A 14,750-nucleotide genomic window follows, 5' to 3' on the forward strand; every position below is an offset into this window, starting at 1 on the left:
TCGCGCGTCCAGTGCGGTAGCTCCTTGATAAATTGTTATATATCAATATTTTGATTGGGAACTATGAAACTCGCATGGTTTTGAATGCGAGTTGACAAGCTGATGTAGCTGATGCAAGTAGGTCTGGTATTCCAGATTTATGTAGTAAAGCTTCTATTTCGCGAGGCGAGATGACCATTCATTTTGTAATCCAGATGCAGGCGGCCCTCGAGGCCGGCGAGCTTTCCCGCGGAGAGCGGCGGGTCGTCCAGTTCGTTCTCGCCGCGCCGGACGAGGCGATGCGGTTGCCGCTCGCCAAGCTGGCCGATGCGGTGGGTGTCAGCGAACCGACGGTTCTGCGCTGCTGCCGCAAGCTCGGCTGCTCCAGCCTGCAGGAGTTCCGTATCAAGATGGCCGGTGCCGAGGCGATCGGCCTGCCGGCCACCCACGCCGCCATTCCGGTCGGCAGTTCGGTATCGGAGATCGCAGCCCGTGTTCTCGACTTCTCGGTGAGCAATCTCGACAACCTCAGGCGCCAGATCGACGGCGCCGCCTTGCAGCGGGTTGTCGACATCGTGGCAGGCGCGCGATCACTGCATTTCTGGGGCAATGGCGCGTCCGGCATTGTCGCCCGGGATGCCCAGCAGAAGTTCCCGCTGTTCGGCATACCCTGCGTCGCCGAGACCGACAGTCACCAGATCCTGATCAATGCCGCGTCGCTGTCGGCCGGTGACGTCGTCGTGGTGTTCTCCAACACCGGGCGCAATTCGTCCATGCGGCCGTCGGTGGCGGCGGCGCGTGCCAATGGCGCGCCGGTCATCCTGATCACGTCGTCGGTGGATACGCCCTTGGCGCGAGAGGCGAGCGAAGTGCTGTCGATTCCGACCCTCGACAACACCGACATCTATACGCCGACGATTTCGCGGATCGCCGCCTTGTGCATTGTGGACATTCTGTCCATTTGCGTCGCGCAGACACGAGGAAATACCGGCGCCTTGAAGATGAAAAAAATGAAAGAGGCCATCGTCAAGGTCTTCCGCGACGATGCGCCTGCGAAAATGCCTGGAAAATGTTCGGAGAAAACTTGATGTCTATCGCTGCAAGCCGCTTTGCCCGTCTGATCGACCTGAGCGCAGTCCAGGCCGTCAATTCGGAGCGCGATGTCCGCGAGGTCGCCGCCTATGCGCTCGAAAGGGACATCATCGCCGTCCATGTGCTGCCGTGCTGGGTTCCGCTGTTGCGCGATCTGCTGCCCAAGGGCGGATCGACGCTGATTGGTGCCCCGATCGGCTTTCCCGGCGGCGCCCATGTCACCGACATTAAGGTCGCCGAGGCCGTCCGTCTGGTTGCCGACGGGGCCGAGGAGGTCGACATGGTGATGTGCATCGCCAAGGCTCTGAGCGGCGATTTCGATTATGTCGGGGCCGACATCAGAGCCGTTGCCGAGGCGGTGGCGCCGACGCCGATCAAGGTCATCCTCGAGTGCCATCATCTCGACGAGGCGACCATCCGGCGCTGCTGCGACGTTGCCATCGACAGCGGCACCAAGTGGATCAAGACGGCGACCGGCTGGGCGCCGACCGGCGCCACGGTGGCCAACCTCACCATCATTTCCGATCAGGTTCGCGGCCGCGTCGGTCTCAAGGCGGCCGGCGGCGTTCGGACGCTGGATGACGTCAGGGCTTTCTATCGGCTGGGCGTACGCCGCTTCGGCATGAGCCTTTCGAGCGCGCGCACGTTGCTCGATCGCCTCGACACCGAGCCGGAGGCATTCCCCGAACTGGCAAGCGCCTGATCCGGGGGCGAGGGAGGCTTGCAATGAAATACAAGACGGTCGCGGCTCTGCCGCATGCCCGTTTCTCGACGATCGGCTTTGGCTGCTGGTCGCTTGGAGCCCAGTCCGGCTGGCGCAATTCGAACGACGAGGAGTCCATTGCCACCGTGCACAAGGCCATCGACTGCGGCGTGACGTTTTTCGACACGGCGCCGGTCTATGGTTTCCACGGCTCCGAAACCCTGCTCGGCAGGGCGCTGGGGGAGCGCCGCGACAGGATTTTCCTGGCGAGCAAGTGCGGCCTTCTCTGGGACGACAGCCACACGACCCGACGGGATCTGTCTCATGACGCGGTCATTGCCGATGTGGAAGGGTCGCTAAGCCGGCTCAGGACGGATCATCTCGATCTCCTGCAACTGCACTGGCCCGACCACGCCACTCCGCTCGAGGAAACAGCGCGCGCCCTCCATCATCTGTTGGATCAAGGCAAGATCCGTGCGGTGGGCGTCACCAACTACTCGGTCGCCGACACGCTGGCGCTGGCAAAGCTCGTTCCGGTGAGCTCCTACCAGGGGCTCTACAATATGCTGGAGCGAAATACCGACAGCTATCACGACATTCCGCTGGAATACGAAGCCGAGCGGGAAATTCTGCCGTTCTGTCTGGAAAATGGCATGGCGTTCCTGCCTTACAGTCCACTGTTCCAGGGCCTGTTGACCGGCCGCTTCAACGCCGACAGCAAGTTTGGCTCCGACGATATCCGCTCCGCCAATCCGAAGCTCGCCGGCAATGGCTACCGGCGGTATGTCGCGGCGGTTGACGACCTGAAGCCGATCGCCGAGGCGGCGGGCATCAGCATGACGCACATGGCGCTCGCCTGGCTCTGCCAGAATCCGGCTGTGACCTCGGTGCTATGCGGCGCTCACCGGCCCGATCAGATCGCCGACAACGCGGCCGCCGCCGATGTTGTCCTTTCCGAGAGAACTCTCAATGACATCAAGGAGGTGCTCGAGCGACACGATCTTTGAGATTGCTTGGAGGAGCATTTGAAGCATGTCACGGCGGGCAATCCTGCCGCCGGAATTGTCGTGGAGGAAACATGAAAAAGCTCATCATCGGGTTGTGCGCCGCGACCGCGCTGGCGCTGGTCACGGGCTCGGCTTTCGCCAAGGACCCCGTCGAAGTCACCGTCATCATCAAGGCCACCAACTCGGAATTCTGGCAGGCGGTGCTGGTCGGCGCCCAGAACTACGCCAAGGAGCACGAAGGCGTCACCGTCACCACCAACGGTCCGCCGTCGGAGGCCGACATCGAGCAACAGGTCTCGATCCTCGAGGACACCGTCTCGCGCGGGCCGCATGGCATCGTCATCTCATCGACCAGCTCGGAGGCCACCGTTCCGGCCATCGAGAGGGCGATGGACCAGGGCATTCCGGTCGTCACCATCGACAATCGCGTCAAGACCGACAAGGTCACCTCGTTCCTCGCCACCGATAACGTCGCCGGCGGCAAGATGGCCGCCCAGCAGATGGTCGAGCAGTTGAAGGCGGCCGGCAAGCCGCTCGAGGGCAAGGTCGCCCTCATCAGCTCGATGGCCGGCGTGCAGGTACTGATCGACCGCGACACCGGCTTCGAAGAGGGCCTGAAGGAATATGCGCCGGGATTGACGCTGATGACGCCGCGCTACGTCAACAACGACATCTTCACCGCCGTCAACACGGCTCAGGATCTCGTTCTGTCGAATCCGGACCTCGTCGGAATCTTCGCCGACAACAACACCACCGGCAGTGGCGTCGCCAAGGTTTTGAGCGAAACCGGCAAGCAGGATGCCATCGTGGCGGTCGCCTTCGATTCCGATCCGCAGGAAGTCGAGGCGCTGCGGTCCGGCGCCCTCAAGGCGCTGGTGGTCCAGGATCCCTACGGCATGGGGTACAAGGGCGTCGACAGCGTGATCCGCGCGCTCGCCGGCGAAAAGCTGCCCGCCTATGTCGATACCGGCGCCAATATCGTCACCAAGGCGAACATGGACGAGGAGACGTACAAGAATCTTCTCGATCCGCTGGGCCGAGCCATCAAGTGACCCTCGTCAAGTGAGCCAGGGAGAGGTCGGCGCCACGGTGCCGACCTTTCCGATGATCCGCGGAGGAGGATGGCCATGGCCGAGCTGATAGCCGCGCGCGGCATTTCCAAAGCTTTCCCGGGCGTGCGGGCGCTCGATCAGGTCGATTTCGTGCTGCGACCGGGCGAGGTTCACGCGCTGGTCGGCGAAAACGGCGCCGGCAAGTCGACACTTATCAAGATACTGATGGGCGTCTACCGGCGGGACGCCGGCACGCTTTCGATCAAGGGACGGGACGTCCACGATTTCAGCCCGCAGGCCGCGCAAGCCTGCGGCATGGCGGCGGTCTATCAGGATATTTCTCTGGCCCGCAGCCTGACGGTCGGTGAGAATTTCTTCCTCGGCCATATGCCGACGACCGGCTGGGGTATCGTCGACTGGGCCAAGGCCTACGAGCAGTGCGGGAGGCTGCTCGGAGAACTCGGCCTCGACGACATCGATCCGCGCGCGACGCTCAGCAGCCTGTCGGTGGCCAAGCAGGAGATGGTGGCCATCGCCAAGCCGGTGTTCGAGAACGCCGACATCCTGGTGTTCGACGAACCCACCGCGCTGCTTGCCAGCGAGGAGACGGAAATCCTGTTCTCGATCATTCGGCGGCTGCGCGACGAGGGCAAGGGCATCGTCTACATCTCCCACCGACTGGAGGAGATCTTCGCCATCTGCGACAGCGTGACCGTTCTGAAGGACGGCCGCCATGTCCGCACCATGCCGGTCTCCGACACCAACCCGGACGAACTCGTGCGGCTGATGGTCGGCCGGTCCATGGAAGACATGTACACGATCCGCCGCTCGCCGCCCGGAGAGGTTGCCCTCAAGGTCGAGGGATTGACGCGCGAGCCGCGCTTTCGCGACATCGGCTTCGACGTGCATCACGGCGAGATTTTCGGCTTGTTTGGGCTCGTCGGGTCGGGGCGCACGGAAATCATGCGGGCGATCTTCGGGGCCGATCCCGTCGAGCGCGGCGAAATCCGCCTCGACGGCAGGCCGGTGCGTTTCACCCATCCGAGCCAGGCCATCGCGGCGGGCATCGGCTTCATGAGCGAAGACCGCAAGAACCAGTCGATCGCCCTGCCTCTGTCGGTGCGGACCAACATCAATCTGGCCAACTATCCGGCGATTTCGCCGTTCGGCGTCGTCAATCGAACCGCCGAGCGAGAGGCGGCTCGAACCTATATCGACCGGTTGGCGATCAAGACGCCGTCCGATGCGGTGGCCATCCGCAATCTCAGCGGCGGCAACCAGCAGAAGGTCGTGCTCGGAAAGAACCTTGCGAGCAAATCGCGGATTCTCGTCTGCGACGAGCCAACCATCGGCGTCGATGTCGGCGCCAAGAGCGAGATCTACAAGATCTTCGAGAAGCTGACGGAAGAGGGTGTCGCCATCCTCCTGGTCTCCTCCTACCTCCCTGAAATCATGGGTTTGGCGGACCGAATACTCGTCATCTACGAAGGTCGCCAGATGGGAATAGTCGAGCGCTCGGCGTTCGACGAGGAGCGGCTGGTTCGCCTGGCATCCGGACTTCAGGCCTGAGGCGCGAGAGCGGAGGATATGATTGTGGCAAATATTATGGAAACCAAGCCGCGTCAGGGCATCGCCGTGCTCGGCAAATACAACATCGGCACCAGCGCCACGCTGCTGGCCATCGTGGTCGTGCTGTTCGTGTTCCTGAGCTTGACGTCCGCGGTCTTTCCGACGCCGGGAAACCTGTCCAATCTTCTCCGGCAGACGTCGATCAACGGCATCATCGCACTCGGCATGCTGATGGTGATCATCACCGCCGGCATCGACCTATCGGTCGGCGCCGTGGTGGCGATCGCCGGCATCGTCAATGCCCTGATGCTGCAAGCCGGCGTGTCGATGTGGGTCAGCATTCCGCTGACGCTCGTCATCGGCGCGGCCATCGGCGTGTTCAACGGCATCCTCATCCATGAAGTGTCGATCACTCCCTTCATCGCCACGCTGGGGACGCTGACCATTGTCCGGGGATTGGTGATGATCATGTCGGGTGCCCGTATGGTCGCCAACCTGCCCAAAGAATTCGGGCAGATCGCCTCCGGCGACATCTTCGGCATCCCCAGCATGTTCATCATCTGGATGGCGCTGTTCCTGGTGACGGTATTCCTGCTCAACTACACCCAACTCGGTCGCAACTTCTTCATCATCGGCTCGAGCAAGGAAGTGGCCCGCCTGTCGGGCATCCGCCTGCGCATCAACATGTACACGGTCTACGGCCTTTCCAGCCTCTATGCGGCGCTGGCCGGCATCCTGCTCAGCTCGCGCCTCAGCATGGGCGTGCCGACGGCGGGCATTTCCTACGAGCTCGACGCCATCGCGGCGGTGGTGATCGGCGGCGGCAGCCTGTTCGGCGCGGCCGGCAGCGCCATCGGCGCGGTGCTGGGGGCGATCATCATGCAGACCATCCGCAACGGCGGCAACCTGCTCGGCATCGATCCGTTCGCGCTGCAGGTGATCATTGGCGCCCTGATCCTGATCGCTGTCGGTATCGACCAGTTTCGAATGCGGAGGGCGGAAAAGGGATAATCCCGGAGATCGCGGGGAAAATATCCGGATGCGAGAAGAGGTAAATGCGACCGACGCCGGAGACGGAGCCTGCCTTTCGGGTCGCACGGTCCGACTTCACATGGACTGACCTTCTGGTGCAGGAGCATTCAGCCAATGCCTCCTGTCACCAGAGGACTAGCAGTTAGAGTCGGCGGCGATCGATGTCAGGATCTGTTCATTCCGGAATCGGCGGCAGCTATGTCCTTGACGTGCTCGGCATACGTCGAGCTCACTCGGTCGATATGTTGCCTTAGCACTGCGAGACAGGCTGGAAGGTCACGCGCCCGGATAAGGTCGAGCATCTGGTGATGCTCTTGGTCCGAGCGACGTGTGTGGTCCGGTTTATGGGAAAGATGAGTTCTGAGTGCCGCCAGCTTGCCAACGTAAAGCGTGTAGGTGCTTTCAAGGTAGCTGTTGTCGCAGCACTCGAAGAAGACCTGATGATAGTCGGTATCGGCGGCGAGATACGCGCGTTCGTCGCCTGCCGCATGCGCCTTTTCCATGCGCCCCACCACAGCGGAAAGCCGCTCGGCGAGTTGCTCGGGGTTGCGCCCGAGCGCATAGCGGAGCGCCGCTTCCTCAAGAGCAAAACGCAGCTCACAGATATCGCGAATCTCCCGCGCCGATAGCGTAAAGACCGTAACGCCACGCTGCGGGTAAATATTGACCAACCCCTCTAGCCGCAGTTGCGCCAGCGCTTCCCGCACCGGCGTTTTGGACACGTTGAGCTTTTCGGCGAGTTGGCGCTCCGACAACACCTCACCCAACCGAAAGTCACCCTCGACGATGGCGTGGCGAAGCCGGCTGGCGACTTCCTCGGCAATTGAGCGTGGGCGCTCGATGGGGTGCATCCTGTCTCCTGGATTTCGCCGTCGACTGGCTCTTGATGAAACAGCTTTTTGGAGCCCGTCAATAGAAATCTCCGGGGCGAAGGTTCACGCTCGAAATGCCCATCGGGCGATCGCTAGATCTCCATCCGTTTGCACAACACTAAAGCTCTGATTGTGATGGGGCTTCCGTTCTTCAGACGTCCATCGGTTCGAGAGCGAGTCTCTGGCCGTTTCCGGCGTCGAAAAGATGTCCCTGGCCTTCCTCGAAGGCGATTGAGAGCCGGTCGCCGACGGCAATCGGAAGCCGGCGGCGGATGAGGGCGACCAGTTTTTCGCCGGCGGCATCGACCACGACGTGGGTTTCCGAGCCGGTCGGTTCGACCACGTCGACGCGGGCGTCGAGGCCCTCGGCATCGGACACCAGAATGTGCTCCGGCCGGATACCGAACTCCACCTGCCGTCCGACAAGTTCCGCCGGGTAGGGGCCGACGGCGATGACCGCGCCGGAGGCGACCTTCAGGCCGGCCTGGCCGGCTTCGAGGGTGCCGGCGATGAAGTTCATGGCCGGCGAGCCGATGAAGCCGGCGACGAAGCGGTTGACGGGCCGATCGTAGAGCTCGAGCGGCGTGCCGATCTGCTCGACGCGGCCGGCGTTGAGCACGACGATCCTGTCGGCCATGGTCATGGCCTCGATCTGGTCGTGGGTGACGTAGACGACGGTCGTGCCGAGCCGCTGGTGCAGGCTCTTGATCTCGGCGCGCATGGCGACGCGCAGCTTGGCGTCGAGGTTGGAAAGCGGCTCGTCGAACAGGAACACCTTGGGATTGCGGACGATCGCCCGGCCCATGGCGACGCGCTGGCGCTGGCCGCCGGAAAGCTGGGCCGGCTTGCGGTCGAGAAGCGGCTCCAGGCCGAGGATGGCGGCGGCCGCGTCGACCTTCTGCCGGATCGTCGCCTTGTCGACCCTGGCAAGCTCCAGCGCAAAGCTCATGTTCTGGGCGACGGTCATCTGCGGATAGAGCGCGTAGTTCTGGAACACCATGGCGATGTCCCGGTCCTTCGGCTCCAGATGATTGACCACCCGGTCGTCGATGGCGATGGTGCCGGCGGATATGTTCTCCAAGCCGGCGATCATGCGCAGGAGCGTCGACTTGCCGCAGCCCGATGGGCCGACGAGCACGACGAACTCGCCGTGACGGATGTCGATGTCGACGCCGTGGATAACCGCAACGGCGCCGTAGGTCTTGCGAACCTCGCTGATCGTGACGCTGGCCACTTGCATCCTCCCCGATTGTCAATGGCGCCGGCGAACGCGGATGGCGAGATGCGGCTTGCCGGGCAGTTCGACGGCGAATACCGCATCCGGACGCCGCGACCGCACCTGCGCGCCATGCCGGGTCGGATGGTTGGCGGGTGCGTCGACGATCCTGGCCGGGGTGACCGTCATGTTCCAGGTGTCGATCAGGTCGACGTCGTAGTCGCCGGGTTCGGTCGGCAGGCCGGGCGCCCAGATCACCGGCTGGTGCTCGCCGAGATAGATGTAGACGACGTCGCCGTCGCCGGCGCCCGAGACGCGGCTCCACGGCCAGTTGTCGGAGGGAGCGAGCGGCGTGAGGCCCGTCTTCACGTCCTGTTCGAGGAGGTCGCGCAGGAAGCCGATCCGCTTCCAGGCCTCGCCGTGCAGCGCGCCGCCCTTGGCCCACCATAGAATATCATCGGGGTGCATGAAGGTCTCGCCGTGGCCGGCGTAGCCGCCGCGCAGCAGCGTGATCCAGAAGCGATGGACGAGCTCCTCGGCCGAGATGTTGCCCCAGCTCAGCAGGATGTTGCCCTCGTATTCCGGCTCGTCGTTGACCACCGGCTTGCCGTAGGCGTCGCGCCACTCCTGGGTGCGCTTGACGTCCCAGTTCTGGATGCAGACATGGCTGACCCAGGGCTTGCGATGGTCGTAGTTGGCCTTGACGTCGCCGTTGTGGATCGATTTCAGGTGCCGGTAGGGGTCGTTTTCCTCGATGATCTGGAAATAGCGGTCCCACTGGGCCATCGGCTTGGAATTGAGCAGGAAGTCGTATTCGTTGGCCAGCGACCACCAGACGTTCCGGAAGGCGGCGAGGCGCGCCGTCAGATAGGCGACGTAGCGATAGTCCTGCGCCGCCGACATGTCGCAATAGCCCCAGCGGTCGTAGGGGTGGAAAATGATGATGTCCGCCTCGATACCGAGATCGCGGAGCGCCGCGACCTGCGTCTCCAGATGCCGGAAAGCGACGGGGTTGGGGCGGTCGAAGTCGAGCTCGCCCTCGTCGTCGCGCTCGAAGATGTCGAAGAGCGGCTCGTTGACGTTGAAGGGGTAGTCCTTCGGAAACACGGCCATGCGGATCTTGTTGAAGCGCGCGGTCGACAGCGTTTTCAGCGTCTCGGCCTGCAATTCCAACGGCTGGTGCGTCCAGGCATAGCTCGTCGTGCCGAAGGGCAGGTAGGGCGTGCCGTCGGCGTAGGCGAAGTGGAACTGGTTGGCGACGTGCACCGGACCATGGCTGGCCCTGGCCGGCGCCTTGACGACAAAGGCGCCGGTCTGCCCATCGAGCTCGGCGATATTGGAAATGGTCGTGTAGGTCCATTCGCCTTCGTTGTCGGGCATGAAGCGGATCCTGTAGGCGCCTGCGCCGTCGTAGAAACCGGGCACCCGGACGACGCGGCTGTTCTGCTTGAAGAACGCCTCGAAGCCGACGTCGAGATAGGGGTTGCCGGTGTCGGGACCGATAAAGCTGGCCTCGAAGAGATCCCACTTGGATACGCTCTGCTTGGACATGTTCTGGTTATCCTGTTGAGGCTTCAGCCCTTGACGGCGCCGGAGGTCAGGCCGGACACGAAGTAGCGCTGGAAGATCAGGTAGACGAGGGTGGCCGGCAGCACGGTCATGACGATCGCCGCGTTGAGCTGGCCGTAGTCGCGCGAGAACTGGCCCTGGAAGGCGGAGAGGCCGAGCGGCAGCGTCCACATCTCCCGATCCTGCAGCAGCACCAGCGCCATGGCGAACTCGTTCCAGGTGGCGACGAAGTCGAGGATGAACAGCGCCGCCAAGACCGGCAGCGACACCGGCAGGAACACCCGCCGGAAGGTGGTGAAATGGGAGGCGCCGTCGATGCGCGCCGCCTCGCTGAGCTCGTGCGGAATGGCGCGGAAGAAGCCGTGCAGGATGAACACCTGGTAGGGAATGCCGAAGGCGAGGTAGGGCAGGATGACGCCGGGATAGGTGTCGATCAGCCCGAAGCCGTTCACCAGCGTGAAGATCGGCGCCAGCATCACCTGGAAGGGTATCATGGTCCCGAACAGGATCAGCACCAGGGTCAGCCGGCCGAAGCGCATCGGGATCTTGGCCAGCGCGTAGGCGGCCATCGCCGAGATCATCAGCCCGAGCGGCACCTTGATCGCCGTGATGACGACCGAATTGACGAAAGTCGTGTCGAAACGGCCGCGTGCCCAGGCGGAGGCATAATTGCTGAATTGCGGGTCGGCCGGCGGCGCGAACGCGCTGGTCGTCATCACCTGGCCCGTCGACTTCAGCGACGTGAAGACGATGAAGACGAACGGGGCGATCCAGATCGCGGCGACGACGATCAGCGACAGCCAGAGGCCGATCAGCACCCAGTCGCGCGGCGGCCGGCCGGCATCCGCCTGGACGGCGGCCAGATTGGCGGAGGTCATTCCGTGGTCTCCTCGCGCTTCTGCGTCCAGCGCATGTAGGGGATGACGACGGCCAGCGTGACGCCGAGCAGCACGACCGAGATGGCGCTGCCGCGGCCGAAGTCGAAGATCTGCATCGACTGGGTGAAGGCCCAGAGCGCCAGCATCTGGGTGGACTGGGCGGGGCCGCCGCCGGTCAGGCCGTAGACGATGTCGAAGGCCTTGAGCGAGTTGATGATGGCGAGGACGAGCACGATGGTCAGCGTGGTGCGCAGGGCCGGCAACGTCACGTAACGGAAGATGGACCATCGGCCGGCGCCATCGATGCGCGCCGCCTCGACGAGCGACCTGTTGACGCCCTGAAGGCCGGCGAGAAACAGCACCATCGAGAAGCCGACCGATTGCCAGACATAGGCGCCGAAGGCGGAATAGAGCGCGATATCGCGGTTGCCGAGCCAGTCCATCACCCAGGACTGCAATCCGAGCGAGGTCAGGATCTGGCCGAACAGGCCGAAGAACGGATCGTACATCCAGCGCCACATGGTAGCGACGGCGATCGGCGCGATGATGACCGGCAGATAGTAGATGGCGCGCAACGTATTGCGGCCGAAGATCGGCTGGTTGAGGCCGAGCGCCAGCCCGAGGCCGATCATCGGCGGAATGACGACGGAAAGTGCCGTCCAGATCATCGTATTGCGGAAAGCCACCCAGAACACCGGGTCCTTGGTGAACACGTCGACGTAGTTGGACGCGCCGACGTAGACCTTGACCGGATCGAGGCCGTTCCACTTGAAGAAGCTCAGCCAGATCACGTCGAGCATCGGGAAGACGGCGAAGACGACGTAGATGACCAGCGCCGGGCCGAGCAGCAGCAGGGCCTGGATGCGCATGTTGGAGCCAATGGCGCGTGCGGCCATGAGGCGCCTCCCTGTGTCGGCGGCGACGGAAAAAGGCGGCCGGTGCCGGAGCAACCGGCCGCGTCGGGCTTCAGGAGAGATCAGCTCTTGTTGCCGATGAAGGTCTGCATGGCGGCGGCGGCGTCGACGGGCGTCATGTTGCCGCTGGCCACTTCGTTGATGACGCGGAAATATTCCGTCGTCACGTCGAGCGGGAAGGCCTGATCGCCGTTCATGTACACCTTGTCGTAGGTGTTGAAGATGTCGAGCCACTTTTTCTCCAGCGGGCGCTGGTTGTCATAGGCTACGTGCTTGTTAATCGACGTGGTGCTGAACGCCCCGAGCACACTCTGCTGGACGTCCGTCGAATTGAAGTAATCGAGGAATTTCGCAGCGAGATCGGGGTTTTTGCTCTTCGTGCTCACATAGTTATATTCGGCGAAGCCGTAGAGCCTGTTGGTTCCTGTCGGGAACAGGAACAAGTCGTAGCCATTGAGGTCGACGACCTCGGCCAACTGCTGCACCAGCCAATCACCTTCCAGCATCATCGCCGCCCGGCCGGCCACGAACAGGTTGAACGACTGGGCCTGATCGATGCCCATGAAGGGCGACAGAATGTAGTTCTTCGCCCACTTGTCGAGTTCGGCAAATGAGTCTGCGGCGCAGGCTTCCTTGGTCCAGTCGACCTTCATGTTCATCAGTGCGTCGTGCGTGTCGGCGCCGCACTTGGCTTCGAGGATCACATCCATCAGGCGCATGACGTGCCAGTTGACGGTACCGCCGAAGGTGATCGCCGGAATACCGGCCGCCTTCAGCTTTTCCGCGTCGGCGACGAGTTCATCATAGTTGGCGGGCGTGCCGGCAATGCCGGCCTTCTCGAACAGCGCCTTGTTGTAGTAGAGCGCCTCGCCCTTGAAGGTGAAGGGCACGCCGTGCCGGCCGCCTTCGTAGATGCGCGAGAACGAGGCGGCCGCCGGGACCAGCTCGTCGTCCCACTTGTATTCCGCATAATACTTGTCGAGCGGCAGGCTGAGACCCGCCTTGACGTATTCGCCGCCGAGACCGAGGCCCGCCCACATGAAGTAGATATCCGGGCCCTTGTCCGTGCCTGCGGCGACGCGAATGGCGGTCTTGTGGTCGTCGACGCCACGGGTAACGACGTTGACCTTAACTCCGGGGTTCGCAGCTTCAAAGTCCGCGGCGATCTTCGTAAAGGCGTCATTCGAGGCCTCCGAGCTGAAGTTCAGCGTCCAGATCGTCAGATCCTCGGCAGCGGACAGGCAGGTCCCGGCCAGCAGCAGACCGCCGGCGAAGGCGGCGCGCGAGGCAACAGAAATCAATGTCATGGCTTTCCTCCCAGTCGGTTCCAACGCGACTGAGCATGGAGTATGGCCGCCTTTACCCTCTGTCAAGGATCATTATGTCGTAATCGTCGTAATTATGCCTGTCTTTTCTGGGAATTTATGCCGATATCGGGGGTTAAATATCTGAATCTGGCCGATTTCCGGCGATAAATTAGATTCTTTGGGCGTTGTTTGCCTCCATAATGTCGTTGACGGCGGAAAGGCGCGCCACTACCGTTTTGTCGCCGGGGACGGTAAAGCGTCGAGGGGCAGTATCCATTAAGTTCGTCGGAGACGAAATTGGCCAACATGATCACCAGCGAACTCGAAGGGCTGCTTTACGGCCGCGAGCTGGACTCGCCGGTCGTCAAGGTCGTGAGGGCACTGAGTGGGCATGGGGCGGTGAGCACGTCGCAAATCGCCCGCAACACCGGCCTTGCGCGATCGACCGTGTCCACCATTCTCGCCGACCTGAAGCGGTCGAACCTGGTGGTCGAGATGGAGGCGCGCAACCCGGGGCCTGGCCGTCCCGCCGTTGCCCACTCGCTCAATCCGGAGGCGGGCACCTGCGTCGGCGCGCTGCTGGACGTCGACGAGATCCGGGTGATCGTCGCCGACGTGGCGCACAACGTGGTGGCGGATCTGGCGATGCCGGTCGAGCGGGAATATTCGCCCACCAAGGCGGCCCGCGTCGTCAAGCACGCCGTCGACACGCTCTACAAGGAGCACAGCCTTGCCTATGCCAGCCTGATCGGCATCGGCTTTGCCGTTTCCGCGCCGATCGCCCCCGATGGACGCGTCATGCGGTCTTCGGCATTGCCGGGCTGGCAGGGCACCGATTTCCGCGAGGCGCTCGAGCCGGTGCTGCAAAAGCCGATCTTCGCCGACAGTGAAAGCAACTGCGCGGCGCTGGCCGAGATGATGTGGGGCGCGGCCAGCGGCAGCGACAATTTCGTGCTGCTGAAGCTCAATCAGGCGGTCAGCGGCGCCGTGGTGGTCGACGGAAAGGCGCTGGTCGGCGCCTCCGGGTCGGCCGGCGAGGTGGGGCATATCGTCGTCGATCCGCACGGGCCGCTCTGCCGATGCGGCAATCGCGGCTGTCTCGAACTTTATTGCGGCGCCGGCTTCGTGGCGAAGATGGCCGCCGACTGGCTCGGCCGCTCCATTCCCGTGGACGAGATCGTCGCACGGGCGGTGCAGGGCGAGACGGGCTTCCGGCGCCTCCTGGCCGACGCCGGCGAGGCGGCCGGCCGTGGCCTCAGCATGGTCGGCGCCATGATCAACCCGCCGCTGTTCATCATTTCCGGCATCCTGGCCGGCGCCGGCGAACTGCTGCTCGCGCCGTTGCGCGCCAGCTACGAGAAGCATTCCTTCGTCAAGCGCGACGACGTCGACGAGGCGCACTATCCGGTCTTCCGGGTGGGGAAGTTCCTCGACAACGACAATTGCCTCGGCGCGGCGGGCCTTGTGCTGCGCCATAGCAGCCGCCTCAAATGACGCGGATGCCTAGAGCATCGGATTTTCCGAAAATCGGATTCCACTTTTCGGTCCGATGCTCTAGGT

The 14,750-nt window shown here is 63.1% G+C and carries 13 protein-coding genes; 7 read left to right on the top strand and 6 right to left on the bottom strand.

The annotated features are described in order from the left end of the window. Positions 1-194 precede the first annotated feature (194 nt). The 6 genes from CJ014_RS04130 (at position 195) to CJ014_RS04155 (ending at position 6,413) form a co-directional block, all read left to right on the top strand. On the top strand, positions 195-1,067 hold the full coding sequence (locus tag CJ014_RS04130) for a MurR/RpiR family transcriptional regulator (protein ID WP_280952319.1): 873 nt from the start codon (positions 195-197) through the stop codon (positions 1,065-1,067). Beyond that, entirely contained in the window at positions 1,067-1,774 is a 708-nt protein-coding gene (gene deoC, locus CJ014_RS04135; protein WP_100079209.1) for a deoxyribose-phosphate aldolase, read from the top strand. Before CJ014_RS04130 ends, deoC begins: the two co-directional genes overlap by 1 nt. 23 nt (positions 1,775-1,797) lie before the next feature. Beyond that, positions 1,798-2,781 (top strand): aldo/keto reductase, encoded by a 984-nt coding sequence (locus CJ014_RS04140; RefSeq protein ID WP_100079210.1) that lies wholly within the window; start codon positions 1,798-1,800, stop codon positions 2,779-2,781. A gap of 71 nt (positions 2,782-2,852) precedes the next feature. Further along, complete coding sequence (locus tag CJ014_RS04145) at positions 2,853-3,833, top strand: ABC transporter substrate-binding protein (RefSeq protein WP_100079211.1); 981 nt, start codon at positions 2,853-2,855, stop codon at positions 3,831-3,833. Between the two features lie 75 nt (positions 3,834-3,908). Continuing rightward, positions 3,909-5,402: a sugar ABC transporter ATP-binding protein gene (locus CJ014_RS04150; RefSeq protein ID WP_207765657.1), complete on the top strand. Its 1,494-nt coding sequence runs from the start codon at positions 3,909-3,911 to the stop codon at positions 5,400-5,402. 36 nt (positions 5,403-5,438) lie between these two features. Next, positions 5,439-6,413, top strand: a complete 975-nt coding sequence (locus CJ014_RS04155) for an ABC transporter permease (protein WP_100079213.1) — start codon at positions 5,439-5,441, stop codon at positions 6,411-6,413. A 185-nt stretch (positions 6,414-6,598) separates the two neighbouring features. On the opposite strand, the gene CJ014_RS04160 is transcribed toward CJ014_RS04155, so the two are convergent. The 6 genes from CJ014_RS04160 to CJ014_RS04185 all read right to left on the bottom strand — a co-directional run bounded on the left by CJ014_RS04160 (position 6,599) and on the right by CJ014_RS04185 (position 13,190). Beyond that, positions 6,599-7,285, bottom strand: a complete 687-nt coding sequence (locus CJ014_RS04160; protein WP_100079214.1) for a GntR family transcriptional regulator — start codon at positions 7,283-7,285, stop codon at positions 6,599-6,601. Between the two features lie 172 nt (positions 7,286-7,457). Beyond that, complete coding sequence (locus CJ014_RS04165; RefSeq protein ID WP_100079215.1) at positions 7,458-8,540, bottom strand: ABC transporter ATP-binding protein; 1,083 nt, start codon at positions 8,538-8,540, stop codon at positions 7,458-7,460. Positions 8,541-8,558: 18 nt separating this feature from the next. Next, positions 8,559-10,073 (bottom strand): DUF5060 domain-containing protein, encoded by a 1,515-nt coding sequence (locus tag CJ014_RS04170; RefSeq protein ID WP_100079216.1) that lies wholly within the window; start codon positions 10,071-10,073, stop codon positions 8,559-8,561. A gap of 23 nt (positions 10,074-10,096) precedes the next feature. Then, positions 10,097-10,969 carry a carbohydrate ABC transporter permease gene (locus CJ014_RS04175; protein WP_100079217.1) on the bottom strand — a complete coding sequence of 291 codons (873 nt, stop codon included), beginning with the start codon at positions 10,967-10,969 and terminating at the stop codon, positions 10,097-10,099. Next, positions 10,966-11,865, bottom strand: a complete 900-nt coding sequence (locus CJ014_RS04180; protein WP_100079218.1) for a carbohydrate ABC transporter permease — start codon at positions 11,863-11,865, stop codon at positions 10,966-10,968. Before CJ014_RS04180 ends, CJ014_RS04175 begins: the two co-directional genes overlap by 4 nt. A gap of 80 nt (positions 11,866-11,945) precedes the next feature. Further along, a complete protein-coding gene (locus CJ014_RS04185) occupies positions 11,946-13,190 on the bottom strand; it encodes an ABC transporter substrate-binding protein (protein ID WP_100079219.1) in 1,245 nt (414 codons plus the stop codon). 306 nt (positions 13,191-13,496) lie between these two features. Between CJ014_RS04185 and CJ014_RS04190 the strand changes: the two genes are divergently transcribed. After that, positions 13,497-14,684 (top strand): ROK family transcriptional regulator, encoded by a 1,188-nt coding sequence (locus tag CJ014_RS04190; RefSeq protein ID WP_245427101.1) that lies wholly within the window; start codon positions 13,497-13,499, stop codon positions 14,682-14,684. Positions 14,685-14,750 lie beyond the last annotated feature (66 nt).

The organism is Pleomorphomonas carboxyditropha (genome assembly GCF_002770725.1).
GTDB classification, from domain to species: domain Bacteria; phylum Pseudomonadota; class Alphaproteobacteria; order Rhizobiales; family Pleomorphomonadaceae; genus Pleomorphomonas; species Pleomorphomonas carboxyditropha.

What these genes read in the sequence shown, in the direction of transcription:
- CJ014_RS04130 (WP_280952319.1), top strand. Translation starts at nt 195, where the DNA reads ATGCAGGCGGCCCTCGAGGCCGGCGAGCTTTCCCGCGGAGAGCGGCGG.
- deoC (WP_100079209.1), top strand. Translation starts at nt 1,067, where the DNA reads ATGTCTATCGCTGCAAGCCGCTTTGCCCGTCTGATCGACCTGAGCGCA.
- CJ014_RS04140 (WP_100079210.1), top strand. Translation starts at nt 1,798, where the DNA reads ATGAAATACAAGACGGTCGCGGCTCTGCCGCATGCCCGTTTCTCGACG.
- CJ014_RS04145 (WP_100079211.1), top strand. Translation starts at nt 2,853, where the DNA reads ATGAAAAAGCTCATCATCGGGTTGTGCGCCGCGACCGCGCTGGCGCTG.
- CJ014_RS04150 (WP_207765657.1), top strand. Translation starts at nt 3,909, where the DNA reads ATGGCCGAGCTGATAGCCGCGCGCGGCATTTCCAAAGCTTTCCCGGGC.
- CJ014_RS04155 (WP_100079213.1), top strand. Translation starts at nt 5,439, where the DNA reads ATGGAAACCAAGCCGCGTCAGGGCATCGCCGTGCTCGGCAAATACAAC.
- CJ014_RS04160 (WP_100079214.1), bottom strand. Translation starts at nt 7,285, where the DNA reads ATGCACCCCATCGAGCGCCCACGCTCAATTGCCGAGGAAGTCGCCAGC.
- CJ014_RS04170 (WP_100079216.1), bottom strand. Translation starts at nt 10,073, where the DNA reads ATGTCCAAGCAGAGCGTATCCAAGTGGGATCTCTTCGAGGCCAGCTTT.
- CJ014_RS04175 (WP_100079217.1), bottom strand. Translation starts at nt 10,969, where the DNA reads ATGACCTCCGCCAATCTGGCCGCCGTCCAGGCGGATGCCGGCCGGCCG.
- CJ014_RS04180 (WP_100079218.1), bottom strand. Translation starts at nt 11,865, where the DNA reads ATGGCCGCACGCGCCATTGGCTCCAACATGCGCATCCAGGCCCTGCTG.
- CJ014_RS04185 (WP_100079219.1), bottom strand. Translation starts at nt 13,190, where the DNA reads ATGACATTGATTTCTGTTGCCTCGCGCGCCGCCTTCGCCGGCGGTCTG.
- CJ014_RS04190 (WP_245427101.1), top strand. Translation starts at nt 13,497, where the DNA reads ATGATCACCAGCGAACTCGAAGGGCTGCTTTACGGCCGCGAGCTGGAC.